Source organism: Streptococcus porcinus (genome assembly GCF_900475415.1).
GTDB lineage: Bacteria > Bacillota > Bacilli > Lactobacillales > Streptococcaceae > Streptococcus > Streptococcus porcinus.
The window spans coordinates 280,166-305,429 of record NZ_LS483388.1; the positions used below are offsets into that span (position 1 = coordinate 280,166).

A 25,264-nucleotide genomic window follows, 5' to 3' on the forward strand; every position below is an offset into this window, starting at 1 on the left:
AGTTATGAAAAGGATAAAAAGGAGAATTAGATGTTGCAGTCTATGATTAAACACAATAAGGCTATCAATCTTGAAAAACGGCAAAAATTTGGTATTCGTCGTTTAAAAGTAGGTATTGCCTCGACAACAATTGCTACTGGCCTATTTTTTACAGGTGTAAATGTTGTTCAAGCTCAGGCTGTTGATACTACAACAAGTGAATTGCTTGAAACAGCTACTTCTGATTCTAGTCAAAGCACCAGCTTAGTGCCTAGCTTTGCAGAAACAAATCAGGCTTTAATAACTGAGACAAAAAGTAATCATGACAAGTCTCTACCAACGAGTATCGAACAGCCAAATCATCCTTCGTCTGACCAAAAGGACTTAATTAGTGGGGCTTCTGCAAGTATCTCGGACGCCAGCATAGATCTTTCCAAAACTGTATCTGATTTGGAAATAACAACTCCAAGTACAACTGTCGCATCGCCAGTAGCAGAGATACCTATTGCTGCTACTGATATTAGAATGCATTTCAAAACTCTTCCGTCTAAGGATCTGGCTAGTTTGGGACTTTGGACTTGGGAAGATGTTGCTAAACCTTCTGAACAAAATGGTGCTTGGCCAACGGGAGCCACCAGTTTCTCAACAGCAAAGCAAGATGACTATGGCTACTATATTGATATAAAGATGGCCGAAGGCCCTCGTGATTTAATAAAGTGGCTCATTAATGATACCAGTGGACAGAATATTACTGGTGATCAGGGCTTTGACATCTTGAGTCAAAACATGAATGAAGTTTGGTTTGATGATAAGTATAAAGCTAGCTATTATGAACCTCAAGCTGCAGGGACTCTCCGCATTAATTACTTGCGGACAGATGGTAATTATAAGGATAAATCACTCTGGTTATGGGGAAGTGTCGACCCTGCTCAGTTAAGTCAACAAGGTACTTGGCCAGATGGTATTAATTTTACACATTTTGGTAAATATGGCGCTTATATTGATATTAAGTTGTCAGAATTACCAAGTGATATAGGTTTCTTACTCCTTGATGAAAGTAAATCAGGAGAGTCTGTCAAAATTAATCCGTCTGACTATAAATTTACCGATTTTAAAAATAATACCCAAATTTTCGTGAAAGATGAGGATCCAACCATTTATACAAACCCTTACTATGTCAATAACGTCCGCATTCTAGGTGCCCAACAAACGAGTCCTACAACAATTGAAGTGAGTATGACTAGTTTAGAAGGTACAGATCAATCTACGATACTTAAAAATCTTACGGTGACCAACGCAGCTAACGAGGGCATGGCTATCGCAGGTCTTGTTTTAAACACAACTCAAAAATCAGTTCTCATTAAGGGTGACTTTTCTGCAGATAAGGGACCTTATACTGTGACCTATGCCTCTGATCATTTTTTAGCGAGAGGTAACTGGCAATATAAAGATGCTCTCTACGCCTATGATGGTTTTCTTGGCTCCCAAGTAACGAAAAATGGTCTGTCTGTTGATATGGCTATTTGGTCCCCAAGTGCTGACCAGGTTTCAGTTGTCCTTTATGATAAAGAGGATCAAAACCTTGTTATAGGTAAGGTTGGTATGGTAAGGGGCGACAAAGGTCAGTGGACAGTTAAGTTAGATAAGACTATGGGTCTCGGAATTAACGACTATAGAGGTTATTATTACCATTATGAAATTAAACGTGGTGATAAATCAGTTCTAGTTTTAGACCCCTATGCGAAATCTCTAGCAGAATGGAATTCTGATTTAGCTACCAAAGGTCCAGCCTATGCAGTTGCTAAAGCGGCCCTCGTTGATCCAGGTCAATATGGTCCGAAAGAATTGACATATGCTAAAATTCCTGGCTTCAATAAGCGGGAAGATGCCATTATCTATGAGGCACATGTGCGTGATTTTACATCTGATAAAGCTATCTCAGCTGACTTACAACACCAATTTGGCACTTTTGCAGCTTTTGCAGAACGCTTGCAATACTTAAAAGAGCTAGGAGTAACCCATATTCAGCTACTACCAGTCATGTCTTATTATTTCATTAATGAAATGAATAAGGAAAGAATGGACAACTATGCCTCAAGTGCTACCAATTATAATTGGGGCTATGACCCTCAGAGCTATTTTGCACTGACTGGTAATTATTCTTCAGATCCGAAAGATCCTACTAAGCGTATTGAAGAATTTAAAAATCTTGTTAATGAAATTCATAAATTGGGAATGGGGGTGCTGTTGGATGTGGTATATAATCATACAGCTAAAACCGCTATTTTGGAGGATTTGGAACCTCATTACTACCACTTTATGGATGCTGATGGAACGCCACGAACTGCTTTTGGTGGCGGCAGGGTCGGAACAACTCATTATATGACACGTCGATTACTGCTTGATTCTATTAAGTACATGGTATCAGAGTATAAAGTCGATGGCTTTAGATTTGACATGATGGGAGAACATGACGCAGAAACAATTCAAGCTGCTTATGATGCTGCGAAAGCTCTTAATCCACAAATTTTGATGTTAGGAGAAGGTTGGATTACCTATGCAGGCGATGAGAATAAACCTGTTCAGCCTGCAGATCAAACTTGGATGAATCAAACAGATTCAGTTGCTTCCTTCTCAGATGATATCCGTAATCTTTTGAAATCAGGCTACCCAAATGAAGGACAACCTGCTTTCTTGACAAATGGTAGTCGAAGCATTCATGGTATCTTTAGCAATATTAAGGGACAACCAACTAATTTCAAAGCTGATGATCCAGGTGATGTGATTCAATATATTGAAGCACACGACAATCTTACTCTTTTTGATATTATTGCTCAGTCTATCAAAAAAGATCCAAGTATTGCTAAAAATAATAGTGAGATTCATCGTCGACTACGTTTAGGAAATCTTATTGTTATGACGTCTCAAGGAACTGCCTTTATCCATGCTGGACAAGAATATGGACGCACAAAGCAGTTCCGAGATGAGGCTTACAAATATCCGGTTTCGAGTGACTTAGTGCCTAATAAATCCCATTTATTGGTTAATGAGGACGGAAGTCCATTTGACTATCCTTATTTTATCCATGATTCATACGACTCCACGGATGCTATTAACCATTTTGATTGGACTAAAGCTACAAATAGTAGCCTATATCCAGAAAATACTAAGAGTCATGATTATATGCAAGGGTTGATTGCTATTAGGAAATCAACAGATGCTTTCAGACTAGGTGATAAAGATTTGATTGACCAAAAGGTATCTTTAATTACTATTCCAGGTCAAGATGGAGTTTCTGAATCAGACCTTATCATTGGTTATATGGTCACGGCAACTAATGGAGATCGCTACGCAGTCTTAGTGAATGCTGACAGTAAGGCACGTCATTTTACTCTTCCTTTAGAATGGCAGAGCGCCAGCGTACTTGTGGATGCTGATCGTGCGGGCTTGGCCGATATAAGTCATCCAAAAGGGTTGCACTTCGACCAAAATGGTCTTTCCCTAGATGCTTTGACAGCAACTATCTTGAAATTAGCAAAAGCAGTAGAAGGTGATTCTAGTTCTAAAACTAGTGAAGAAGTTGACAATCGACACGCTCTAATGACGCCGCAGCCAACTGTTAGGATGGGGGATTCGACAATCGCTACATCAGAGGATCTGTCAGCTTCCTTGGTTACGGCTGCCTCTTCATCTCAGTTAGTAAGAGATAGTAATACAGATAACCTTGAAAAAGGGTCAGAAGAGACAGTGAATCCTAGCACAAATAAGAAAGATCGGGTAAGAACTGAGACTTCAGACACTACCGATAAAATCGTAGACAAAGCTGCTGTTAAAATTAAAAATAACCAAGGACAAAAGACTATTTTTGTATTGGTTGCTAGTGTTTTCGTCATAGCTTGTGCCTACTTCATTAAAAAGTACAAACGTCGTCCCTAAATAGTTCATTAGCATGAGTGAAAATGACCTTAAAAGTCTAGGAAAATTTTCCTAGACTTTTACTTATCTTCTTTTAAGCTTTTAATAACTCTAGCTGGGCTACCTAAAGCTAGGCTGTTAGCGGGGATATCTTTTGTGACTAAACTATTAGCACCAATAACGGAATTATCGCCGATACTGATACCAGGTAAAACGGTTGTATTTGCACCAATCCAACAATTTTTCCCAATCTGAACGGGTAAATTGTATTGAAGTCCTTGTTCCCGTAATGATGGCTGGAGAGGGTGAGTTCCCGAAATTATGGTGACATTTGGTGCTATCATTGTGTTGTCACCAATTGTGATAAAGGTATCATCTACTAGAGTCAAATTAAAATTGATGTAGACATTTTTTCCAATGGTAGTAAAGTGTCCTCCCCAATTAGCTCTAAGTGGTGGCTCGATAAAGACGTTTGAACCAACCGACTTAAACATTTCTTTCATCAATTGATTTCGTTTCTCAATTTCTGAGGGTTTTGTTTGATTAAAGCAATAGAGGAGTTCTTGACATGCTAATTGCTTTTTGATGAGTTGAGGGTCGTTAGGAAAATAGAGTTGTCCAGAGTGTATTGATGTCATCGTTGTCATATCTAACTCCTTTTTATAAAGTGGATTCTCGGATAGTTAACTGAGTAGCAATTTTGGTCAAAGTTAGGCCACGTGACGGTTGGACTAATTGTTTATTGAGGATATCTACAGCAATAGTTCCCATCTCTTCTGTATAGACGGTGATGCTAGAAAGGGCTGGGAAAACTTGTCTTGTAATAGGGGTATCATTGAATGAGATTAAACTAACACGATTTGGAACTGAGATATTAGCTTCCTGTAAAGCTTTAAGGGCTCCAACTGCAAGAGTGTCATTAGCGATAAAGAAAGCCTTTGGTAAGTTTTCTTTTAAAGAACTGATGGCTTCTTTCATCAACAAATAGCCTGATTGTGTGGAAAACTGTCCGACAAACATGTATTCTGGATGATAAATTCCGAGTTCACTAGTGTAATTTTTAAAAGTTCTAAAACGTTGATCAATTAGTAGTTGGCTATGATCGCTTGTACTTTCTTCTCCAGCTATCATTCCAATATGTTGAAAACCTTTATCAATAAAATAATCCACTGCCATCATGACAGAGTGTTCAAAATCAGTCGTTATACAATGATGTCCGGTTGTTAAAGTGTCGGAATCAACAAAAACTATAGGAAGCTGATGCTTTTCGAGGTCCGTAATTTGTTGGTTGCTAAATTTACCAATAGCGATGATGCCGACAGCAGTTTCATCCAAAATAATCTTATCTGCATTAAAAAAGCGGACAAGGTCATAACCTAGCAAACGTGCTCTATTTTCGATACCAATTCTAATTGAGTAGTAGTACAAATCATTAAGTTCTTCTTGTTGGCTGTACCACTGGTAAACTGCTATTTTTTGTTTTAGTTTAGGGAGATTTGTTTTAGATTTGTGCTTTGAATAACCAAGCTGATCTGTAATTGTGAGGATACGATGTCTTGTATCTTCGCTCACAGACAAGCTGGGATCTTCATTTAAAACTCGGGATACGGTGGCTTGTGAAACGTGAGCAAGAGTAGCTATATCTTTTAAAGTTGCCATTTTTTCTCCTTAAATCATTGATATCTATATTAATTAGTATAGCGAAAGTATAATAATTTTTCTATATTTTAGTAAAATTTTAGTAAACTAATTGACGCTGCTATAGAGTTCTTCTAAAATAAGAATAAAAGTAGATATAAGGAGAATAAGAATGACTGAAGTGGACTTAAAAGAGCAGTTTCAACACATTTTTGGATTAGAAGCAGAGGCGGTATTTTTTTCACCGGGCAGGATTAATTTGATTGGTGAGCATACGGATTATAATGGAGGTCATGTTTTTCCAGCAGCGATTACTCTAGGTACCTATGGGGCAGCAAAAAAGCGGACAGATCAGACTTGCTTATTTTACTCTGAAAATTTTTCTGAATTAGGTGTGATTGCAGTTGATTTAAATGATTTAGTCTTTGATAAAGAAGATAATTGGACAAATTATGCCAAGGGTGTTATAAAATACCTAAAAGCAGCTGGTCATCGTATAGACACGGGCTTTGATCTCTATGTTAAGGGAACGATACCTAATGGATCTGGTTTATCATCATCGGCTTCTTTAGAGTTGCTTGTTGGTATTGTATGTGAAAAACTCTACGATTTAGATTTAGAGAGAATCGATTTAGTAAAAATTGGTAAAAAAACTGAAAATGATTTTATTGGTGTCAATTCTGGTATAATGGATCAATTTGCTATTGGTATGGGGGCTGATCAAAAAGCAATCTATTTGGACACCAATACTTTGGATTATGAGTTGGTCCCTCTTGAATTAGGCGATTATCAAATTGTTATTATGAATACAAATAAGCGACGTGAGTTAGCTGATTCCAAATATAACCAAAGACGTTCAGAATGCGAGAAAGCCTTGGAGGAATTACAACAGGTTTTATCAATCACTTCACTTGGAGACTTAGACGATGCTCTCTTTGATCAATATGCTTATTTAATTAAAGATGGTGTGAGAATAAAGCGCGCAAGACATGCTGTCTCAGAAAATCAAAGAACACTTAGGGCCTTAGAAGCTTTGCAAGCTGGGGAACTTGAAGTTTTTGGTCGTTTGATGAACGCATCTCATGTTTCCTTAGAGCATGATTATGATGTAACTGGTATTGAGCTCGATACTTTAGTGCATACAGCTTGGGAGCAAGAGGGTGTTTTAGGGGCAAGAATGACAGGGGCAGGTTTTGGAGGTTGTGCTATTGCAATTGTTGATAAAGATCACGTCGAATCCTTTAAAAAGGTAGTTGAAGACAGATATCAGGATGTTATTGGCTACAAACCGGAGTTTTATATTGCTGAAGTAGCTCAAGGTGCTCATACATTATAAGGCGAGACTATTATGAAACTTATTGACGAATTTGTTAAAACAATCATTGCACAATCAGATTTTACGGAGGAAGATAGCTATTATCTGAGAAACAGAATTCTTGCACTTGTTGGTGAAGAAAACACTGAGATAGAAACCAAAGAGAAGAATATTGTCTTTTTGAAAGAAGAGCTTTTGGATTTAGCTCAGAAAAATGGGAAAATTGGAGAATTTGTTGAAGAGAGAGATTGCCTTGGGGCTGAATTGATGAATTTCATAACTCCGAGACCGAGTCATCTCAATCAAAGGTTTTGGACTACCTATCATAGTTCTCCAGAAAAAGCTATTTCTGATTTTTATCAACTAAGCCAATTGAACGATTATATTAAAGTGTCAGCTATCGCTAAAAATATTGCGTTTAAAACACCATCACCCTATGGAGATTTGGAAATTACTATTAACTTGTCAAAACCAGAAAAAGATCCCAAGGCAATAGCTGCTGCAAAATTGGTGAAATCATCAAGTTACCCTTTATGCCAATTATGCATGGAAAATGAAGGGTATCAAGGCCGACTTGACTATCCTGCACGAGCAAACCACCGTATTATTAGAGTGAAACTTGGAAAGGATCCTTGGGGCTTCCAGTATTCGCCATATGCTTATTTTAATGAACATTGTATTTTTTTAGATCAAAAGCATGTTCCAATGGTTATTTCACAAAAGACATTTGAGCAGTTGCTAGAAATTGTTGATATTTTTCCAGGCTATTTTGCAGGTTCTAATTCAGATTTACCAATTGTAGGCGGGTCTATTTTAAGCCATAATCATTATCAAGGAGGACGTCATGATTTCCCTATGGCTCTAGCGCAAGCGGAGATGCATTTTCGTTTTAGAGATTTTTTGGACATCGAGGCAGAGCTTCTTAAGTGGCCAATGTCTGTCATTCGGTTGAGGGGGGGAAACCGAGAAAAAATGAGTCAACTAGCAGAATTAATTCGGAAAAGTTGGAGAAATTATAGTGATGAATCTGTTGATATTGTTGCTTATACCGGAGAGATGCCACACCATACGGTAACACCTATAGCAAGGAAGCGTCATGGGAAATTTGAATTAGATATTGTCTTAAGAGATAACCATACAACGACTGAGTTCCCAGATGGGGTTTATCATCCTCATAAAGAATTACATCATATCAAAAAGGAAAATATTGGTCTAATAGAGGTTATGGGCTTAGCTATTCTTCCACCGAGATTGAAAAATGAGCTTTTAGAAGTTGAAAAATACCTCTTGGATGAGTATAATAGCATAGCAGACTATCATAAGGTTTGGGCAGATCAAATTAAAAGGCATCAGGATATTAAAAGAGATACTGTCCATCGAATTGTTCAAGAAGAAGTTGGAAAAGTATTTGTTCGTGTTCTTGAAGATGCGGGAGTTTACAAACAAAATCGTGAGGGGAAATTAGCTTTCAAACGTTTTGTTGAAAGTATTGGAATAGAAGGAGATTTATAATGGCAATTCTTGTGCTCGGAGGGGCTGGCTATATTGGTTCTCACATGGTTGACTGGTTGGTTGAACGTAGTGAAGAAAAAGTTGTCGTTGTTGATAATTTGGCAACTGGTCACCGTCAAGCTATTCATCCCAAAGCCTCCTTTTATCAAGGGGATTTAGCTGATCAAACCTTTATGCGTCAGGTTTTTCGAGAAAATCCAGACATTGATGCAGTTATCCATTTTGCAGCATATTCTTTAGTTGGAGAGTCTATGACTGACCCTTTGAAATATTTTGACAACAATACAGTTGGTATGGTCAAACTTTTAGAAGTAATGGCTGAATGTGGTGTTAAGAAAATTGTTTTCTCGTCCACGGCTGCAACTTACGGAATTCCAGAAGAAATACCAATTAAAGAAACTAGCCTTCAAAACCCCATTAATCCATACGGCGAAAGTAAATTAATGATGGAAAAAATAATGGACTGGTGTGATCAAGCTTATGGGATTCATTTTGTAGCTTTGCGTTATTTTAATGTTGCTGGAGATAAACCAGATGGTTCTATTGGTGAGGATCACTATCCAGAAACACATCTAATCCCACTTGTTTTACAGGTTGCTAATGGACAACGTGAGAAAATAATGATTTTTGGTGATGACTATGCAACAGAAGATGGCACCAATATTCGAGATTATGTCCACCCGTTGGATTTAGCTCAGGCTCACTGTTTAGCAGTTGATTATTTACGGGCTGGTAGCCCTTCTACGGCATTTAATTTAGGATCATCAACTGGTTTTTCCAACTTACAGATTTTAGAAGTAGCTCGAAAAGTAACAGGCAAAGATATTCCTGCTGAAATCGGAGCACGTCGACAAGGTGATCCAGATGTTTTAGTTGCAGATTCAGCAAAAGCACGTGAAATTCTCGGTTGGAAACCAGCCTATGATGATATCGAAAAAATTATTGAAACCGCATGGGCATGGCATTCTAGTCATCCAAATGGTTATGAAGATAAGTAAAGAGACTGACTGTTGAGACAGTCTCTTTAATAATTAGAAATAAAAAGTATATATGAGGAGAGTGAATGGATTATCAAGAAGCTGTCAGTCACTTTACTGAGGTCACTATTGATCAAATCACTGATAGAATTAATCAAAAAGAAAAAATAATTCTTTACATTGGACGAGAGACTTGTCCCTATTGTCGCCTTTTTGTGCCTAAATTAGCACAGGTTAGTCAAGATGGTGGATACGAGGTATCTTACTTGCCTAGTGATAACTTAGTTGACTTTTCTGCTATTCAAGATTTTCGTGCCAGAAATCACATTACTACTGTCCCTGCGCTCCTAGTAGCTAGCGCTGAAAGAATTGAAGTAGTGTGTGATTCTAGCTTATCACTAGATGCTATTCAGTCTTTTATTGAAAAAGGTAGTAGTAAATAATAGTTCATTCCTTGCTATATAGGTCTATTTTTGATATAGTTAATCATGACTTTATATATAAAGAAGGAGTAAATATGGGATTTTCAACAATAATCATGTTTGTAGTCTTTATTGGTTTGATTTTTTTCATGCAACGCCAACAAAAGAAACAAGCTCAAGAACGCCAAAATCAAATGAATGCCTTACAAAAAGGAGATGAAGTGGTTACAATTGGAGGCATGTATGCAGTAGTTGACGAGGTCGACCAAGTAGCCAATAAAATCACTTTAGACGTAGATGGGGTTTATCTACCATTTGAGTTGACAGCAGTTAAGCGTGTTGTTACAAAAGCGGATGCAGAAGTGGAGCCAGCTATCACTGCTGAAGAAGTTGTCACACCAGAAGTGCCAGAAACTGACTTACCGGTTACTGAAGAGACAGTTATTCAAAAGCAAGATGAGCCGGCTATTAAAGAGTAAGATAAAATCACAGGTTTTATGGTGTCGTCGCTAATTCTTGTTTTAGTATTGTAAAAGAGCATCTAAACTTAGCTAATTTTTAGCTGTTAGAGCTCTTTTTTTGTGGAATTAGTCGTTAAATGCTAAGTCAATTACGTTTATTTATGGTAGAATAAAGTAAGTACGCTTAAATAAGGAAATGACATGTTACGCTTAAAATTAAAATCAAAAGAAGTTAAACTCGAAAAAATTCCTAAGCATATTGGGATTATCATGGATGGCAATGGTCGTTGGGCAAAAAAACGCTTAAAGCCACGTGTGTTTGGTCATAAGGCTGGTATGGATGCTCTACAAGAAGTAACTCTGACAGCATCAAAATATGGAGTGAAAGTCCTAACTGTTTATGCCTTTTCGACTGAGAATTGGACACGCCCGCAAGATGAAGTCAAATTTATTATGAATTTACCCGTTGAATTCTTTGACAAATATGTACCAGAACTCAATAAAAACAATGTGCGTATCCAAATGATTGGAGAAACACATCGTTTGCCAGCAGAGACTTTAAATGCTCTTAAGAGAGCTATCGAGACAACTCGAAAGAACTCGGGCTTGGTTCTTAATTTTGCCTTGAATTATGGCGGTCGTGCAGAAATTACAAGTGCTGTTCGAATGATTGCTCAAGATGTCCTTGATGCAAACTTAAACCCAGGTGATATCACTGAAGAATTGATAGCCAACTACCTTATGACAGATCATCTTCCTTACCTATACAGAAACCCTGATTTGATTATTAGAACAAGTGGTGAGTTGCGATTAAGTAATTTTTTACCTTGGCAATCAGCTTATAGTGAGTTTTATTTTACGCCTGTTTTATGGCCTGATTTTAAGAGCGCTGAGTTTATCAAAGCTTTAGAAGAGTACAATCGTCGTCACCGTCGTTTTGGTGGGGTTTAGAGGAGAAGGAATTTATGAAACAACGTATTATCTGGGGCGGGATTGCTGCAGCCGTTTTTTTACCGTTTTTAATTGTTGGAAGGCTACCTTTTCAGCTGTTTGTTGCTACTTTAGCGATGATTGCAGTATCAGAAATGCTTCGCATGAAACAATTGGAGATCTTCTCGTTTGAAGGAATCTTGGCAATGTTGGCGGCATTTGTTTTGACTGTTCCAATGGATCATTATTTAACCTTTTTACCAATTGATGCTAGTTTTGCTTGCTTTGGGCTAATTGTTTTCTTCTTTTTAGCGGGAACGGTTATCAATAGCAATCATTATTCATTTGAAGATGCAGCTTTTCCCATTGCAGCTAGTTTGTATATTGGAATAGGCTTTCAAAATTTAGTGAATGCAAGAATATCGGGTATTGATAAGGTGCTACTTGCCTTGTTTATCGTCTGGGCAACAGACATGGGTGCTTATTTTATCGGTCGTAAATTTGGTCGTCGCAAATTGCTAGCTAAAGTATCACCAAATAAAACAATTGAAGGGAGCCTAGGTGGGATTGCTTCGGCTCTTGCTGTTTCTTTTGTCTTTATGCTCGTTGATCGTACTGTCTATGCACCTTTTCATTTCTTAACGATGTTAGTTTTTGTCATTTTCTTTTCTATTTTTGCACAATTTGGCGACCTTGTTGAAAGCTCAATTAAAAGACATTTTGGTGTCAAAGATTCTGGAAAATTAATCCCAGGTCATGGTGGTATTTTGGATCGTTTTGATTCAATAATCTTTGTCTTCCCAATCATGCACCTTTTTGGCCTCTTTTAAAAAAGCAAAACTTTTAAAGTGAAAGGAAAACTATGCTAGGCTTATTAACCTTCATTATCATTTTTGGCATAATTGTAGTTGTCCATGAATTTGGGCATTTCTATTTTGCAAAGAAATCTGGCATTCTCGTAAGAGAATTTGCTATAGGGATGGGACCAAAACTTTTTTATCATACAGATAAAGAAGGTACCCTATATACCGTTAGATTATTACCTCTAGGAGGCTATGTTCGCATGGCTGGATGGGGTGATGATAAGACTGAAATCAAAACGGGAACACCCGCAAGTTTGACATTAGATTCATCAGGTCAGGTTATCCGTATTAATTTATCGCAGACTAAACTGGATCCTACCAGTTTACCTATGAATGTGACTGGCTATGATTTGGAAAAAGAATTAACAATTACAGGTTTAGTAATTGATGAAACGAAAACCTATTCTGTTCACCATGATGCAACAATTGTTGAAGAAGATGGCACAGAAATTAGAATTGCTCCGCTTGATGTTCAGTATCAAAACGCAAGTGTTTGGGGTCGATTGATCACTAATTTTGCCGGTCCTATGAATAACTTTATCTTAGGAATTTTGGTTTTTATCCTTCTAGCATTTGTTCAGGGGGGATCTTATGATTACAGCAGTAACCATATTAGGGTGGCTAAGGATGGCCCAGCAGCGCAAGCAGGTATCAAAAACAACGATCAAATCCTGAAAGTTGGCTCTTATCAAGTATCGAATTGGCAAGATTTGACAACTGCTATTCATAAAACGACAGAGGACATAAAAAAAGGTCAGTCGATACCGGTGACAGTTAAATCAAAAGGTGCTGAGAAAGTCATTAATGTTAAACCTAAAAAGATAAAAAACACCTATGTTATTGGAACTCGAGTAGGTTTGAAAACGAGTTTAAAAGATAAAATAGTGGGTGGTTTTCAGATGGCTCTAAGAGGGGCAACGATTATTATCATTGCTTTAAAAAATCTTATTCTGAGTTTTAGCTTAGATAAACTCGGTGGCCCAGTTGCTATGTATCAAATGTCTAACGAAGCAGCTCAGAATGGGTTGGAATCAGTACTGTCCTTGATGGGTATGCTATCTATAAACTTGGGAATTTTTAATCTTATTCCGATTCCAGCATTAGATGGTGGTAAAATTCTCATGAATATCATTGAAGCTATTCGTCGTAAACCACTGAAACAAGAAACAGAGACCTATATTACAATTGCAGGAGTAGCTGTTATGTTGGTATTGATGATAGCTGTAACCTGGAATGATATTATGCGCGCTTTTTTCTAAGTTAAGAGGAGAAAAAAAGAATAATGAAACAATCTAAAATGTTAATTCCAACCTTGCGCGAAATGCCAAGCGATGCTCAGGTCATTAGTCATGCCTTGATGTTACGTGCTGGATATGTCCGTCAAGTATCTGCTGGAATATATGCTTACTTACCACTTGCTAATCGTACAATTGAGAAATTAAAAGGGATTATGCGTCAAGAGTTTGATAAGATTGGTGCTGTAGAAATGTTAGCACCAGCCTTATTGACAGCAGATCTATGGCGTGAATCAGGTCGATATGAAACCTATGGTGAAGACCTCTATAAATTAAAAAATCGAGAATCATCCGACTTTATTCTAGGTCCAACTCATGAAGAAACATTCACAACCTTGATTCGTGATGCAGTTAAATCTTACAAGCAACTCCCTCTTAATCTCTATCAAATTCAAGCCAAATACCGCGATGAAAAACGTCCCCGCAATGGCTTGTTAAGAACCCGTGAATTCATCATGAAAGATGGTTATAGTTTCCACCAAAATGATGAAGATTTGGACATTACTTATGAAGATTACCGCAAAGCCTATGAAGCGATTTTCACAAGAGCTGGCCTTGAATTTAAAGGTATTATTGGTGATGGTGGTGCTATGGGTGGCAAAGATTCACAAGAATTTATGGCAATTACACCTGATAGAACTGATTTAAATCGTTGGTTGGTTCTTGATAAATCCATTCCTAACTTAGAGTCTATTCCTGAAGATGTGTTAGAAAAAATAAAGACAGAACTAAGCGCTTGGATGGTCTCTGGAGAAGACACAATAGCTTACTCTAGCGAGTCAAGCTATGCGGCTAATTTAGAAATGGCTAGCAATGCTTATAATCCTAGCACAAAAGTTGAAGCCCAAGATGCTCTAGAAGAAATAGCAACTCCAGATTGTAAAACAATTGATCAAGTTGCAGCCTTTTTAAATCGCGAACCGGAATCAACAATCAAAACTTTACTCTTCATGGCAGACGGTAAACCGTTGGTTACTTTATTAGTTGGTAATGACCAAGTTAATGATGTTAAATTGAAAAATTACCTAGGCGTTGACTTTTTAGAAGTGGCTACTGAAGAAGAAGCGCAATCAGTTTTTGGTGCTTCTTTTGGATCGTTGGGTCCTATCAACTTAGCAAGTGACATTCGTATAGTTGCTGATCGTAAGGTTCAAGATTTAGCTAATGCAGTAACAGGAGCTAATAAAGATGGCTATCATTTAATAGGTGTCAACCCTGAGCGTGACTTCCATGCTGAGTATGTTGATATTCGAGAAGTTAAAGAAGGAGAAATATCACCAGACGGTCATGGGGTACTCCGCTTTGCCCGTGGTATTGAGATTGGTCACATCTTTAAACTTGGGACTCGTTATTCTAAGAGTTTAGGGGCTACAATTCTCGATGAGAATGGCCGAGCGGTTCCAATTGTTATGGGCTGTTACGGTATTGGAGTTAGTCGGATCTTATCGGCAGTTATTGAACAACATGCAAGATTATTTGTGAACAAAACACCAAAAGGGGACTATCGTTTTGCATGGGGAATTAATTTCCCAGAAGAATTAGCACCTTTTGATGTTCACCTTATTACTGTTAATACCAAAGATCAAGATGCTCAAGACCTAACAAGTAAGGTTGAACATGACTTAATGACTAAAGGTTATGAGGTTTTGACAGATGATCGTAATGAGCGGGTCGGGTCAAAATTCTCTGACAGTGACCTTATAGGCTTACCAATTCGTATCACGGTTGGTAAAAAGGCTTCTGAAGGGATTGTCGAAATTAAAATCAAAGCAAGTGGAGATAGCATTGAAGTACATGCTGATAATATTATTGAAACACTTGATATCTTAACCAAAAAATAAAACTAAAAAAGGATAATCTTATAGTGATTATCCTTTTTTAGTGGATTAATTGGAGACCACTCAATACTTAGGAATGTGAATTTCCTTTGGGTTCTAACATCCTTTGCAGTGCGCCGAGGATAATATCAGAAAAGATTGCCATGAGGGCTGTCGGTAGAGAACCCGCAAGAATTATTGCCCCACCATTTGTCGCATTTGTACCGCGGACGATAATATCACCTAATCCGCCTCCGCCAACAAAAGCTCCAATAGCCGTAATACCAATAGCGACGACCAAGGCGTTTCGGATTCCTGCCATAATGACAGAAAGTGATAGTGGTAGCTCTACCATGAAAAGACGCTGACTTTTAGTCATACCCATTCCTTTTGCAACATCTACCAGGTCATTACTAACATTCTTGATACCAGTATATGTGTTGCTGATAATGGGCAAAAGTGAGTAAAGAAAAACGGTAGCAATAACGGTTTTGGTGCCTAAACCTAAACCAAGCATTAATATTGAAATCATAGCCAGCGAGGGAATAGTTTGTAAGACATTAGCAATGCCCATGACAAACTGCCGTAAGTGTGTTTTACGAGCGATGATAATTCCAAGAGGGATGCCTAGTAAAGCTGCTAAGAAAACACCATAGGCAGAAATCAAAAAATGTCTGAGAAATTGTGTCAGAATGTAGGAGCCATTATGGTTATAATAATAGACAAGTTGATTCCAAGTATTCATGTCACTCATTCTTATCACCTCCTTTGAAATAATGATGGCTTTTTAGAAAATCTTTTGCAACAACTGCGGGTTCTAGAAGTCGATCATCAACTTTATAGTTCAGGGTTTGCATAGTTTCTAAGCTAATTTGTCCGTCAAGTCGATGGAGCACCTTTTTTAATTTAGGATATTTTTTTAAAAGGGAATTGCTGACCACCATTGAACATTCATAAGGAGGGAAAAATTGTTTATCATCTTTGAGAATTTTTAAATCATAACTTTGAATCCGACCATCAGTTGAATAACCTAAAACGGCCTGCATTTTATCGCTTGAAACAGCATCGTATACTAGTCCGATTTGCATGGGATACAGGTTATCGAAAGTAAAACCATAAGTTTTTGAAAAGTCGGGATAACCATCACCTTTACGGTTCATCCAAGTACTATCGATGCCCACTTTGGCACTTGATTTAATGGCTTTCATGTCAGAAATGGTTTCGAGATGATTCTGTTTAGCGTAATCATTGGTGACCATAAAGGCATAGGTATCTGAAAAGCCATAGGATGGAAACCAAGTTTGATTAAAGCGTTTTTTAAATTCTTTTTTGACGATTTTAGCCGCCTTTTGAGGCTCTTTGACTGTAGCCATCCTTAAAGAGCCTGTAATATCTGTTCCGGTATAGCGAGTTGCAGATATATCAGCATCGCCACGTAATTGTGCTTGGTGGGTGACGTTTGAAGAGCCTAAATTGGGAACAATTACGGTTTGATAGCCTAGTTCATGATTGACTAATTCAGCAATGATATTGGCCATGATACTAGATTCAGTTGTGCTCTGTGCAGCAATTTTAATAGTTTCACCTTGTTTTTTAAAGAAGTGATGATAAGCAAAAAAACAAGCAATAAGTGTGAGAAGAATAGAAAGGCTGATGTAAAGTTTCTTTTTCATGCTTTTACCTCTCTTCTTTGTTTGGGGATTAATTTCTTTTCAAGGATACCTAGGAGAAAATCTGCTAATAATGATAAAAGGATAACTGGAATAGTCCCACCGATTATTAATTCTGGCTGGAAGAGATTTAAGCCACTGAAAATGAGATCTCCAAGGCCACCTGCCCCAATATAAGAAGCTAAGGTCGCCCAAGCAATTACATAGATAGCAGATAACCTTACGCCCGCCATTATAACAGGCATAGCTAAAGGCAACTCAACCAAGAAAATGGACTGAACAGGGAACATCCCCATTCCTTCAGCACTATCTTTTAAGTTGGGGTCGACACTGTTTAAACCAACGTAGGTATTTCTGAGAATCGGTAAGAGTGAGTAAATGAAGAGTGCGACGATGGCAGGAGTTTTGCCTACTCCAAAAAGTGGAATCATCATAGCTAAGAGGGCTAAACTTGGGATTGTTTGGAGCATGCTGGTTAGGGCAATAATGATCTTAGCCAACCTTGGAAAGCGCGTAAGTGCAGTGCCCAGAGGAACTGCTAAAAGGATGCCAAAGAGTAAAGCAAGGGCAGAAATATAGGTTTGTTCCCAAGTTTTAAATAGTAAGCGTCCACCATACTGTGTCAAAAAATCAGCCATTTACTTCCTCCTTTTCCTCTGAGCCCCAAATAAAGTTATAGAGGATGTCAACTAAGGAGGAGCGAGTAATAACTCCTTTTAGTTTATTATCTTTATCAACAACTGGTGCGTACTTAAGTCCACGTTTAAAAATACGTTGTGCGGTGTCGCGAAGGAGTGCATCTTCTTGGACGCTAAAAGTAATTGGTGTCATTAAATCAGAGACTAGGAGGTTTTTTTGGTAACGATTGCTGAGAGATTCTAAATCAATAACCCCAATCAGGCTATCATTTTCTGTCACTAAGAGTGAGTCAACCCTTTTCTGACGCATTAAAGAAATTGCTTCAGATAAATTTTTTTCTGCTGTGATAGAAACAGGATTAGGCAACATGATGGATTTAACTGGTGTAATATTGGACTGAGCTCGCATCAGCCGTTCTTCACCAATCATTTTTTCAACAAATTCGGTAGCTGGTTTTTGAAGTAAAGCGGTCGGCGAAGCTTCTTGAACCATTTTCCCATTATCCATAACAATGATTTTTGTTGCTAATTTGAGAGCTTCATCCATATCATGAGTGACAAGGATAATGGTTTTTCCCATTTTTTCTTGCAGAGATTTGACAAGGTCTTGAATGCCTTCACGTGTAATTGGGTCGAGGGCTCCAAAAGGTTCATCCATTAAAATAATATCCTGATCAGCAGCCAAGGCACGGATTACCCCAATCCGTTGTTGTTGACCACCAGATAATTCAGAAGGATAGCGATCTAAAAAATCTTCTGGAAGTTCAACAATTTTAAGTAATTCTTTGGCTTTAGCCATTTTGTCTTCCTCTGACCATTTAAGAAGTTTTGGCACAAGAGTGATATTTTCGTAAATAGTCATATGTGGCATAAGTCCGATACTCTGGATAACATAACCAATCTTTCGTCGTAACTGGACTGGATTGAATTCTGAGATATCTTTCCCTTTAAAAAGAATTTTACCGTTGCTAGGTTTTAGCATTCGATTGATCATCCGCATTAGAGTTGTTTTACCAGAACCACTAGTTCCGATAAAGCAGATAAAATCTCCCGGCATGATTTTCAAATTAATCTTATCAACAGCCACTTTATCGCCATATATCTTATTAACATTTTGGTATTCAATGATCGGTGTTTCCATTCTTATCTCCATTTTTATATTATAAATTTATGAAATAGCATGAACAATTATATTATACTATTATTTTTAGATAAAATCAGAGTTTAAGCAATGAGGGAGGTTACTCCTCGTTAATTATTAAAGGAATCTCCATTTTATTTTGATGTAGATAGATAAAATAGAGCAACAAACTAATTCTGCAAGGAAACAAATTCAAACTTTTTGACAGCCAATTGGGAGTCGAAATTTTCTCTGATTTGTGTTAGAATAGAGCCTAAGAAATTCAGGAGAAAACTATGTCAGATTTATTCGTTAAATTAATGGAACAAATAGAAATGCCACTTGAAATGCGTACTTCAAGTGCTTTTTCGACTGCTGACATTATTGAAGTTAATGTTCATTCAGTTTCTAGACTTTGGGAGTTTCACTTTGCATTTGAAAATATTTTGCCCATTGACGTTTATCGAGAGTTGGACTATCGCCTAACCAATACCTTCAAAGAAGCTGATATTAAAGTTAGGTTTGATATTCAGGTAAAGCAGATTGATTATTCAGAACAAGTCTTGCAAGCCTACTATCAGGAGGCGTTTGAACATGCACCTTGTAATGGAGCTTCCTTCAAGTCTAGCTTTGCAAAACTACAGGTCTCCTATCAGGAGGATAAGTTAGTTATCCATGCTCCTCGCTTTGTTAATAATGATCATTTTAGACAAAATCATATCCCAAATCTGGCTAAGCAATTAGCTGCCTTTGGCTTTGGTCAATTGGCTATTGAAATGGTCACTAACCAAGAGATGACCCAAGAGATGACTCATTCTTTTGTCTCCAATCGCCAAGCATTACTGGAAAAAGCAGTTCAGGAAAATCTAGAGGCGCAAAAATCATTAGAAGCCCTGCAGCCACCTGCTGATGAAGTTAACAGTAGTAAGCCAAGTTTTGACTACAAAGAAAGAGTTGCTCAAAGACAAGCAGGTTTTGAAAAAGCTGAGATCACACCAATGATTGAAGTCGAAACAGAAGAAAATCGTATTGTCTTTGAGGGTATGGTTTTTGATGTGGAACGCAAAACAACCCGTACTGGACGTCACATCATCAATTTTAAAATGACAGATTATACTTCTAGTTTTGCTATGCAAAAATGGGCTAAAGATGATGACGAGCTTCGTAAATTTGATATGATTGCTAAGGGATCTTGGTTACGGGTTCAGGGGAATATTGAAAATAATCAATTTACCAAAAGTTTGACCATGAACGTACAACAAATTAAAGAAATTGTACATCATAGTCGTAAGGACTTAATGCCCGATGATCAAAAACGTGTGGAATTACATGCTCACACTAACATGTCTACAATGGATGCCCTACCTACTGTTGAAAGCCTCATTGATACGGCTGCCAAATGGGGGCACAAAGCTATTGCAATCACAGATCACGCCAATGTCCAGTCTTTTCCTCATGGTTATCATCGTGCTCGAAAAGCGGGCATCAAGGCAATCTTCGGACTAGAAGCTAATATTGTTGAAGATAAAGTTCCCATTTCTTATGATCCTGTTGATATGGATTTGCATGAAGCAACCTATGTTGTTTTTGACGTCGAGACGACAGGTTTATCAGCAATAAATAATGACTTGATTCAGATTGCGGCTTCAAAGATGTATAAAGGCAATATTATTGAGCAATTTGATGAGTTCATTAATCCTGGCCATCCCTTATCTAGCTTCACAACTGAGTTAACAGGAATTACAGATAATCATCTGATTGGAGCAAAAACCCTCCTACAAGTTCTTGAAGCTTTTCAAGCTTTTTGTCAGGATGCCATTCTGGTTGCTCATAATGCTAGTTTTGATGTCGGTTTTATGAATGCTAATTATGAACGTCATCATCTTCCCTTAATAAAGCAACCTGTGATTGACACTTTAGAATTTGCTCGTAATTTATATCCTGAATATAAACGACATGGTTTGGGGCCTCTGACTAAGAGATTCCAAGTTTCATTGGATCATCACCATATGGCTAATTACGATGCGGAAGCCACTGGACGTCTGTTGTTTATTTTCTTAAAAGAAGCTCGCGAAAAACATGGGCTTACCAACTTATTGGATCTTAATACTAAGCTTGTAGCGGAAGATTCTTATAAAAAAGCTCGAGTCAAACATGCGACCATCTATGTCCAAAACCAAATAGGTTTGAAAAATATTTTCAAATTAGTTAGTCTATCAAATGTTAAGTACTTCGAAGGAGTTCCTAGAATTCCTCGGACTGTTTTAGATCAGCATCGAGAAGGTCTTCTCCTGGGGACAGCTTGTTCTGAAGGGGAAGTTTTTGATGCAGTACTTACTAAAGGTGTGGAAGCCGCTACCGAGTTAGCAAACTATTATGACTTCATCGAAATTATGCCCCCAGCTCTTTACCAACCTTTAATTGCGCGTGAATTAATTAAGGATCAAGAGGGTGTTCAGAAGGCGATATTAGATTTAATTGAAGTCGGAAAAAGGCTAAATAAACCAGTCCTTGCAACAGGTAATGTTCATTACATTGAGCCGGAAGAAGCTATTTATCGGGAAATCATTGTTCGCTCACTTGGTCAAGGTGCTATGATTAATAGACCAATTGGTCGTGGAGAGGGAGCACAACCTGCACCACTGCCTGAGGCTCATTTCAGGACAACCAATGAAATGCTTGATGACTTTGCTTTTTTAGGTAAAGAACTAGCTTATCAGGTTGTTGTTCAAAATACCCAAGACTTTGCTGATCGCATTGAAGAAGTTGAAGTTGTTAAAGGAGACCTTTACACACCTTTTATTGATAAAGCCGAAGAAACAGTTGCTGAGTTGACTTATCAAAAAGCTTTCGAAATTTATGGGAATCCTTTGCCGGATATTATTGATTTACGGATTGAAAAAGAGTTGACTTCCATATTAGGTAATGGTTTTGCAGTGATTTACTTGGCCTCACAAATGTTGGTAAATCGATCTAATGAACGAGGATATTTGGTAGGTTCACGTGGTTCTGTCGGATCAAGTTTTGTTGCTACTATGATTGGGATAACAGAAGTTAATCCAATGCCTCCTCATTATGTTTGTCCTAGTTGCCAACACTCAGAGTTCATTACAGATGGCTCTGTTGGGTCTGGTTATGATTTACCTGATAAGAATTGTCCAAAATGTGGGGCAAATTATCAAAAAGACGGACAAGATATTCCCTTTGAAACTTTCCTTGGCTTCGATGGAGACAAAGTACCAGATATTGACTTGAATTTTTCTGGAGATGATCAACCCAACGCCCATCTAGATGTTCGTGATATTTTTGGAGCTGAGTATGCTTTTAGGGCGGGAACTGTTGGTACCGTTGCAGAGAAAACAGCTTATGGTTTTGTTAAAGGCTATGAACGAGATTTTGGGAAAATGTACAGGGATGCTGAAGTTGATCGTCTTGCAGCCGGTGCAGCTGGTGTGAAACGAACAACTGGGCAACATCCAGGCGGTATTGTTGTTATTCCTAACTACATGGATGTCTATGATTTTACTCCGGTTCAATTTCCAGCAGAAGATATCACTGCTTCATGGCAGACGACCCACTTTAACTTCCACGATATTGATGAAAATGTTTTAAAACTTGATATTTTAGGGCATGATGATCCAACAATGATTCGGAAGTTACAAGATTTGTCAGGGATTGATCCTAAATCGATTCCGGCAGACGATCCTGGTGTTATGGCCCTCTTCTCTGGTACAGAAATTTTAGGAGTTACACCTGAACAAATCGGTACTCCTACGGGGATGCTTGGTATACCCGAATTTGGAACCAATTTTGTTCGGGGGATGGTTAATGAAACTCACCCAACTACTTTTGCGGAACTTTTACAACTATCTGGTCTATCACATGGAACAGACGTTTGGCTAGGTAACGCACAGGATCTCATTAAAGAAGGTATCGCAACCCTAAAAACAGTTATTGGATGTCGAGATGATATCATGGTTTACCTTATGCATGCTGGTTTAGAACCTAAAATGGCCTTTACCATTATGGAAAGGGTTCGAAAAGGGCTTTGGTTAAAAATCTCAGAAGATGAGCGTAATTCATATATTGAAGCTATGCGCAAGAATCATGTTCCGGATTGGTATATTGAATCCTGTGGAAAGATTAAATACATGTTCCCTAAAGCGCATGCTGCTGCCTATGTTTTGATGGCTCTAAGGGTTGCTTATTTTAAGGTGCATCACCCAATCATGTACTATTGTGCATATTTCTCCATTCGAGCAAAAGCTTTTGAATTAAAAACGATGAGTGGTGGTCTAGAGGCTGTTAAAGCAAGAATGGAAGATATAGCCCTTAAAAAGAAAAATAACGAAGCATCCAATGTTGAAAATGATTTATATACAACACTTGAGATTGTTAATGAGATGTTGGAACGTGGTTTTAAATTTGGGAAATTAGACCTCTACAAGAGTGATGCCATAGAGTTTCAAATTGAAGGTGATACTTTAATACCTCCTTTTGTAGCCTTAGAAGGCTTAGGTGAGAATGTTGCTAGACAAATAGTACGTGCCAGAAAAGAAGGCGAATTTCTTTCAAAAATGGAACTTAGAAAACGCGGCGGAGCGTCACAAACTTTGGTTGAAAAAATGGATGACATGGGGATATTAGGAAATCTTCCTGAAGATAATCAATTAAGTCTCTTTGATGATTTTTTCTAAAGCCAGAGCTACTAGCTAGTTGGACAATCTAAAACGACTTGATTGCTTTTATTACTAACTAGTTATAAAATAAAACTAATAAGGAAAGGAGGCAAAATGGGAACATTTAAAAATTCAGCAGTTAAATCAATGGTAGTTATGCGTAAGGCTTTTCGAACGATTGATGCTAAGGTATCTGAAAGCTATAAAGATCATGAATTGACCCCAACTCAATTTGCTGTTCTTGATGTTTTGTATGCTAAAGGTGACTTGAAAATTGGGGAACTAATCAACAGTATGTTAGCAACTTCCGGTAATATGACTGTTGTTATTAATAATATGGAAAAAAAAGGCTGGGTTCAACGAATCATGTGTCCTCATGATAAACGGTCTTTCATTGTTAGTTTAACGGATGATGGCAAAGCAGTAATTGAAAAAGCACTACCAGAGCATATTGGTAAAGTTGAAGATATTTTTTCTGTTTTGACAGAGGCAGAGCAAAAAGAATTAATTAAGCTTCTGAAAAAATTTAAAAATGCATAGTAACTATTATTGAATGCAAGTCGTTCTAGAGAAATCATTGAAAAGCAGTGATTTCTTTTTTTTAAATTTTTGAGTTAAGTTTCTTGACTTTACTAATTAGTAATAATATAATTACTATATAGTATTAATAAATCACTATTTAGTGAAAACAAGGAGACGATATGTCTGTTATTGCTAAACTTAAAAGTATATTCAAAGGAGAAAAGGAAATGAAAAATATTCTATTTATCGACGGCTCACTACGCAAAGGTTCATTTAATCATCAGTTAGCTCTTGAAGCAGAAAAAACTTTAGCTGGAAAAGCTAATGTTTCTTATTTGGATTGGGCTCAAGTTCCCGTTTTTAGTCAAGATCTTGAAGCTAATGCGCCAGAAGCAGTGGTTAAAGTTCGTGAAGCTATTCAAGCAGCAGATGCTATTTGGATTTTCTCTCCAGTTTATAATTTCTCAATTCCAGGCTCAGTGAAAAATTTACTAGATTGGGCATCACGTGCACTTGACTTGTCAGATCCAACTGGCCCATCAGCAATTGGTGGTAAAGTTATTACCGTCTCATCAGTAGCTAACGGTGGACATGATCAATTATTTGCTATCTACAATGATTTGATTCCTTTTATTCGTACAACAGTAGCAGGTGAATTCACTAAAACAACTGTAAATCCAGAAGCTTGGGGAACTGGTGTCCTTGAGATTTCAGAGGAAACAAAAGCTAGCCTCGCAAGTCAAGCAGAAGCTTTATTAGCAGCAGTCTCTAACGATTAACCTGTAAAATTATTAAATAAAAAAGAAATCACAGTATAAAGCTGTGATTTCTTTTTTATTTAATAATTAACATGCCTTCATTGATAGCGAAAGGATCAGCCTGATTGATACGGTCATAGAACATGATACCATTGATATGATCAATTTCATGTTGAACAACGATAGCATTATAACCTTTCAATTTGATACGTTGTTTTTCACCATCTTTGTTATAGTAATCAACAGTAACACGGGAATGACGAACAACATAGCCCTCAATTGGACGATCAACGGATAGGCAACCCTCACCTTCTGCTAGAGCAGCGTCTTGAACTGAATGTGCCACAACCTTAGGATTATACATAACTTCTTGAAGACTGTAGGCTTCTTTTGGAGGGTTCCCTTCGCTATCTTCCATGTTAGGAACTAGAACAGCGATGATACGTTTTGAAATATCTAACTGTGGTGCGGCTAAGCCAACGCCACCACGTAAATCTAATTTTTCAGCCATCACAGGATCTTGAGAATGTTTTAAAAATTGCATCATTTTTTCGCCTAGAATGATATCTTTATCACTTAAGGGAAGAGAAACCTCTTGAGCCTTTTGTCTTAGGGTTGGGTTTCCTTCACGGATGATATCGTTCATGGTAATCATGTGGCTAGCTTTTATTATTTTATCTTGTGCAGACATTATTACTCCTTTATTTATTCATGGAATAACTATATCACAAAATGAGTTATTTATAAAGCTGA

20 protein-coding genes are annotated in these 25,264 nt (G+C 37.6%); 13 read left to right on the forward strand and 7 right to left on the reverse strand.

Annotated elements, in window-relative coordinates; all coding sequences use genetic code 11:
- Window positions 1-30: 30 nt before the first annotated feature.
- A complete protein-coding gene (locus tag DQM45_RS01535; protein ID WP_003082576.1) occupies window positions 31-3,915 on the forward strand; it encodes a pullulanase in 3,885 nt (1,294 codons plus the stop codon).
- Window positions 3,916-3,974: 59 nt separating this feature from the next.
- Here DQM45_RS01535 and DQM45_RS01540 read toward each other — a convergent pair whose 3' ends face one another.
- Both DQM45_RS01540 and DQM45_RS01545 read right to left on the reverse strand, forming a co-directional pair.
- On the reverse strand, window positions 3,975-4,541 hold the full coding sequence (locus DQM45_RS01540) for a sugar O-acetyltransferase (protein ID WP_003084979.1): 567 nt from the start codon (window positions 4,539-4,541) through the stop codon (window positions 3,975-3,977).
- A 13-nt stretch (window positions 4,542-4,554) separates the two neighbouring features.
- Window positions 4,555-5,553 carry a LacI family DNA-binding transcriptional regulator gene (locus DQM45_RS01545; RefSeq protein WP_003083677.1) on the reverse strand — a complete coding sequence of 333 codons (999 nt, stop codon included), beginning with the start codon at window positions 5,551-5,553 and terminating at the stop codon, window positions 4,555-4,557.
- A 151-nt stretch (window positions 5,554-5,704) separates the two neighbouring features.
- On the opposite strand from DQM45_RS01545, the gene DQM45_RS01550 reads away from it, so the two are divergent.
- The 9 genes from DQM45_RS01550 to DQM45_RS01590 all read left to right on the forward strand — a co-directional run bounded on the left by DQM45_RS01550 (window position 5,705) and on the right by DQM45_RS01590 (window position 15,148).
- Window positions 5,705-6,868 (forward strand): galactokinase, encoded by a 1,164-nt coding sequence (locus DQM45_RS01550; RefSeq protein WP_003085336.1) that lies wholly within the window; start codon window positions 5,705-5,707, stop codon window positions 6,866-6,868.
- Window positions 6,869-6,880: 12 nt separating this feature from the next.
- A complete protein-coding gene (gene galT / locus DQM45_RS01555) occupies window positions 6,881-8,359 on the forward strand; it encodes a UDP-glucose--hexose-1-phosphate uridylyltransferase (RefSeq protein ID WP_003084304.1) in 1,479 nt (492 codons plus the stop codon).
- The gene (gene galE, locus DQM45_RS01560; protein WP_003083888.1) at window positions 8,359-9,357 is read left to right on the forward strand and encodes a UDP-glucose 4-epimerase GalE; all 999 of its coding nucleotides are present in this window, start codon (window positions 8,359-8,361) and stop codon (window positions 9,355-9,357) included. Before galT ends, galE begins: the two co-directional genes overlap by 1 nt.
- 65 nt (window positions 9,358-9,422) lie before the next feature.
- Window positions 9,423-9,779, forward strand: a complete 357-nt coding sequence (traF, locus tag DQM45_RS01565) for a conjugal transfer protein TraF (RefSeq protein WP_003085531.1) — start codon at window positions 9,423-9,425, stop codon at window positions 9,777-9,779.
- A 74-nt stretch (window positions 9,780-9,853) separates the two neighbouring features.
- Window positions 9,854-10,237, forward strand: coding sequence for a preprotein translocase subunit YajC (gene yajC, locus DQM45_RS01570; protein WP_003083710.1), 384 nt, complete (start codon window positions 9,854-9,856; stop codon window positions 10,235-10,237).
- Between the two features lie 183 nt (window positions 10,238-10,420).
- Window positions 10,421-11,170, forward strand: a complete 750-nt coding sequence (locus DQM45_RS01575) for an isoprenyl transferase (RefSeq protein WP_003083467.1) — start codon at window positions 10,421-10,423, stop codon at window positions 11,168-11,170.
- A gap of 14 nt (window positions 11,171-11,184) precedes the next feature.
- Complete coding sequence (locus DQM45_RS01580) at window positions 11,185-11,979, forward strand: phosphatidate cytidylyltransferase (protein ID WP_003085156.1); 795 nt, start codon at window positions 11,185-11,187, stop codon at window positions 11,977-11,979.
- 32 nt (window positions 11,980-12,011) lie between these two features.
- Window positions 12,012-13,271: a M50 family metallopeptidase gene (locus DQM45_RS01585; protein ID WP_003083153.1), complete on the forward strand. Its 1,260-nt coding sequence runs from the start codon at window positions 12,012-12,014 to the stop codon at window positions 13,269-13,271.
- Window positions 13,272-13,294: 23 nt separating this feature from the next.
- Entirely contained in the window at window positions 13,295-15,148 is a 1,854-nt protein-coding gene (locus tag DQM45_RS01590; RefSeq protein ID WP_003084685.1) for a proline--tRNA ligase, read from the forward strand.
- A gap of 67 nt (window positions 15,149-15,215) precedes the next feature.
- Here DQM45_RS01590 and DQM45_RS01595 read toward each other — a convergent pair whose 3' ends face one another.
- The 4 genes from DQM45_RS01595 to DQM45_RS01610 are packed head-to-tail and all read right to left on the reverse strand — an operon-like array spanning window position 15,216 to window position 18,573.
- The gene (locus DQM45_RS01595; RefSeq protein WP_003084422.1) at window positions 15,216-15,878 is read right to left on the reverse strand and encodes an ABC transporter permease; all 663 of its coding nucleotides are present in this window, start codon (window positions 15,876-15,878) and stop codon (window positions 15,216-15,218) included.
- On the reverse strand, window positions 15,871-16,797 hold the full coding sequence (locus tag DQM45_RS01600; RefSeq protein WP_003082746.1) for an osmoprotectant ABC transporter substrate-binding protein: 927 nt from the start codon (window positions 16,795-16,797) through the stop codon (window positions 15,871-15,873). Before DQM45_RS01600 ends, DQM45_RS01595 begins: the two co-directional genes overlap by 8 nt.
- Window positions 16,794-17,432, reverse strand: a complete 639-nt coding sequence (locus DQM45_RS01605; RefSeq protein ID WP_003083906.1) for an ABC transporter permease — start codon at window positions 17,430-17,432, stop codon at window positions 16,794-16,796. The genes DQM45_RS01600 and DQM45_RS01605 overlap by 4 nt, the downstream gene beginning before the upstream one ends.
- Window positions 17,425-18,573, reverse strand: a complete 1,149-nt coding sequence (locus DQM45_RS01610; RefSeq protein WP_003085992.1) for a betaine/proline/choline family ABC transporter ATP-binding protein — start codon at window positions 18,571-18,573, stop codon at window positions 17,425-17,427. The genes DQM45_RS01605 and DQM45_RS01610 overlap by 8 nt, the downstream gene beginning before the upstream one ends.
- Before the next feature lie 275 nt (window positions 18,574-18,848).
- Between DQM45_RS01610 and DQM45_RS01615 the strand changes: the two genes are divergently transcribed.
- The 3 genes from DQM45_RS01615 to DQM45_RS01625 all read left to right on the forward strand — a co-directional run bounded on the left by DQM45_RS01615 (window position 18,849) and on the right by DQM45_RS01625 (window position 24,532).
- Window positions 18,849-23,249: a PolC-type DNA polymerase III gene (locus tag DQM45_RS01615; RefSeq protein ID WP_003082997.1), complete on the forward strand. Its 4,401-nt coding sequence runs from the start codon at window positions 18,849-18,851 to the stop codon at window positions 23,247-23,249.
- Window positions 23,250-23,345: 96 nt separating this feature from the next.
- Complete coding sequence (locus tag DQM45_RS01620) at window positions 23,346-23,771, forward strand: MarR family winged helix-turn-helix transcriptional regulator (RefSeq protein ID WP_003085527.1); 426 nt, start codon at window positions 23,346-23,348, stop codon at window positions 23,769-23,771.
- Window positions 23,772-23,980: 209 nt separating this feature from the next.
- Window positions 23,981-24,532 carry an NADPH-dependent FMN reductase gene (locus DQM45_RS01625; protein WP_172601662.1) on the forward strand — a complete coding sequence of 184 codons (552 nt, stop codon included), beginning with the start codon at window positions 23,981-23,983 and terminating at the stop codon, window positions 24,530-24,532.
- 55 nt (window positions 24,533-24,587) lie between these two features.
- Here DQM45_RS01625 and def read toward each other — a convergent pair whose 3' ends face one another.
- Entirely contained in the window at window positions 24,588-25,202 is a 615-nt protein-coding gene (def, locus tag DQM45_RS01630; RefSeq protein ID WP_003083077.1) for a peptide deformylase, read from the reverse strand.
- Window positions 25,203-25,264: the final 62 nt, after the last annotated feature.

Bases quoted from the DNA above. Each gene is read 5' to 3' on its own strand.
- DQM45_RS01580 (WP_003085156.1), top strand. From the start codon at position 11,185: ATGAAACAACGTATTATCTGGGGCGGGATTGCTGCAGCCGTTTTTTTA.
- def (WP_003083077.1), bottom strand. From the start codon at position 25,202: ATGTCTGCACAAGATAAAATAATAAAAGCTAGCCACATGATTACCATG.
- DQM45_RS01590 (WP_003084685.1), top strand. From the start codon at position 13,295: ATGAAACAATCTAAAATGTTAATTCCAACCTTGCGCGAAATGCCAAGC.
- DQM45_RS01535 (WP_003082576.1), top strand. From the start codon at position 31: ATGTTGCAGTCTATGATTAAACACAATAAGGCTATCAATCTTGAAAAA.
- traF (WP_003085531.1), top strand. From the start codon at position 9,423: ATGGATTATCAAGAAGCTGTCAGTCACTTTACTGAGGTCACTATTGAT.
- DQM45_RS01575 (WP_003083467.1), top strand. From the start codon at position 10,421: ATGTTACGCTTAAAATTAAAATCAAAAGAAGTTAAACTCGAAAAAATT.
- DQM45_RS01625 (WP_172601662.1), top strand. From the start codon at position 23,981: ATGAAAAATATTCTATTTATCGACGGCTCACTACGCAAAGGTTCATTT.
- DQM45_RS01600 (WP_003082746.1), bottom strand. From the start codon at position 16,797: ATGAAAAAGAAACTTTACATCAGCCTTTCTATTCTTCTCACACTTATT.
- DQM45_RS01615 (WP_003082997.1), top strand. From the start codon at position 18,849: ATGTCAGATTTATTCGTTAAATTAATGGAACAAATAGAAATGCCACTT.
- DQM45_RS01550 (WP_003085336.1), top strand. From the start codon at position 5,705: ATGACTGAAGTGGACTTAAAAGAGCAGTTTCAACACATTTTTGGATTA.
- DQM45_RS01540 (WP_003084979.1), bottom strand. From the start codon at position 4,541: ATGACAACGATGACATCAATACACTCTGGACAACTCTATTTTCCTAAC.
- yajC (WP_003083710.1), top strand. From the start codon at position 9,854: ATGGGATTTTCAACAATAATCATGTTTGTAGTCTTTATTGGTTTGATT.
- DQM45_RS01610 (WP_003085992.1), bottom strand. From the start codon at position 18,573: ATGGAAACACCGATCATTGAATACCAAAATGTTAATAAGATATATGGC.
- galT (WP_003084304.1), top strand. From the start codon at position 6,881: ATGAAACTTATTGACGAATTTGTTAAAACAATCATTGCACAATCAGAT.
- DQM45_RS01585 (WP_003083153.1), top strand. From the start codon at position 12,012: ATGCTAGGCTTATTAACCTTCATTATCATTTTTGGCATAATTGTAGTT.
- galE (WP_003083888.1), top strand. From the start codon at position 8,359: ATGGCAATTCTTGTGCTCGGAGGGGCTGGCTATATTGGTTCTCACATG.
- DQM45_RS01595 (WP_003084422.1), bottom strand. From the start codon at position 15,878: ATGAGTGACATGAATACTTGGAATCAACTTGTCTATTATTATAACCAT.
- DQM45_RS01605 (WP_003083906.1), bottom strand. From the start codon at position 17,432: ATGGCTGATTTTTTGACACAGTATGGTGGACGCTTACTATTTAAAACT.
- DQM45_RS01545 (WP_003083677.1), bottom strand. From the start codon at position 5,553: ATGGCAACTTTAAAAGATATAGCTACTCTTGCTCACGTTTCACAAGCC.
- DQM45_RS01620 (WP_003085527.1), top strand. From the start codon at position 23,346: ATGGGAACATTTAAAAATTCAGCAGTTAAATCAATGGTAGTTATGCGT.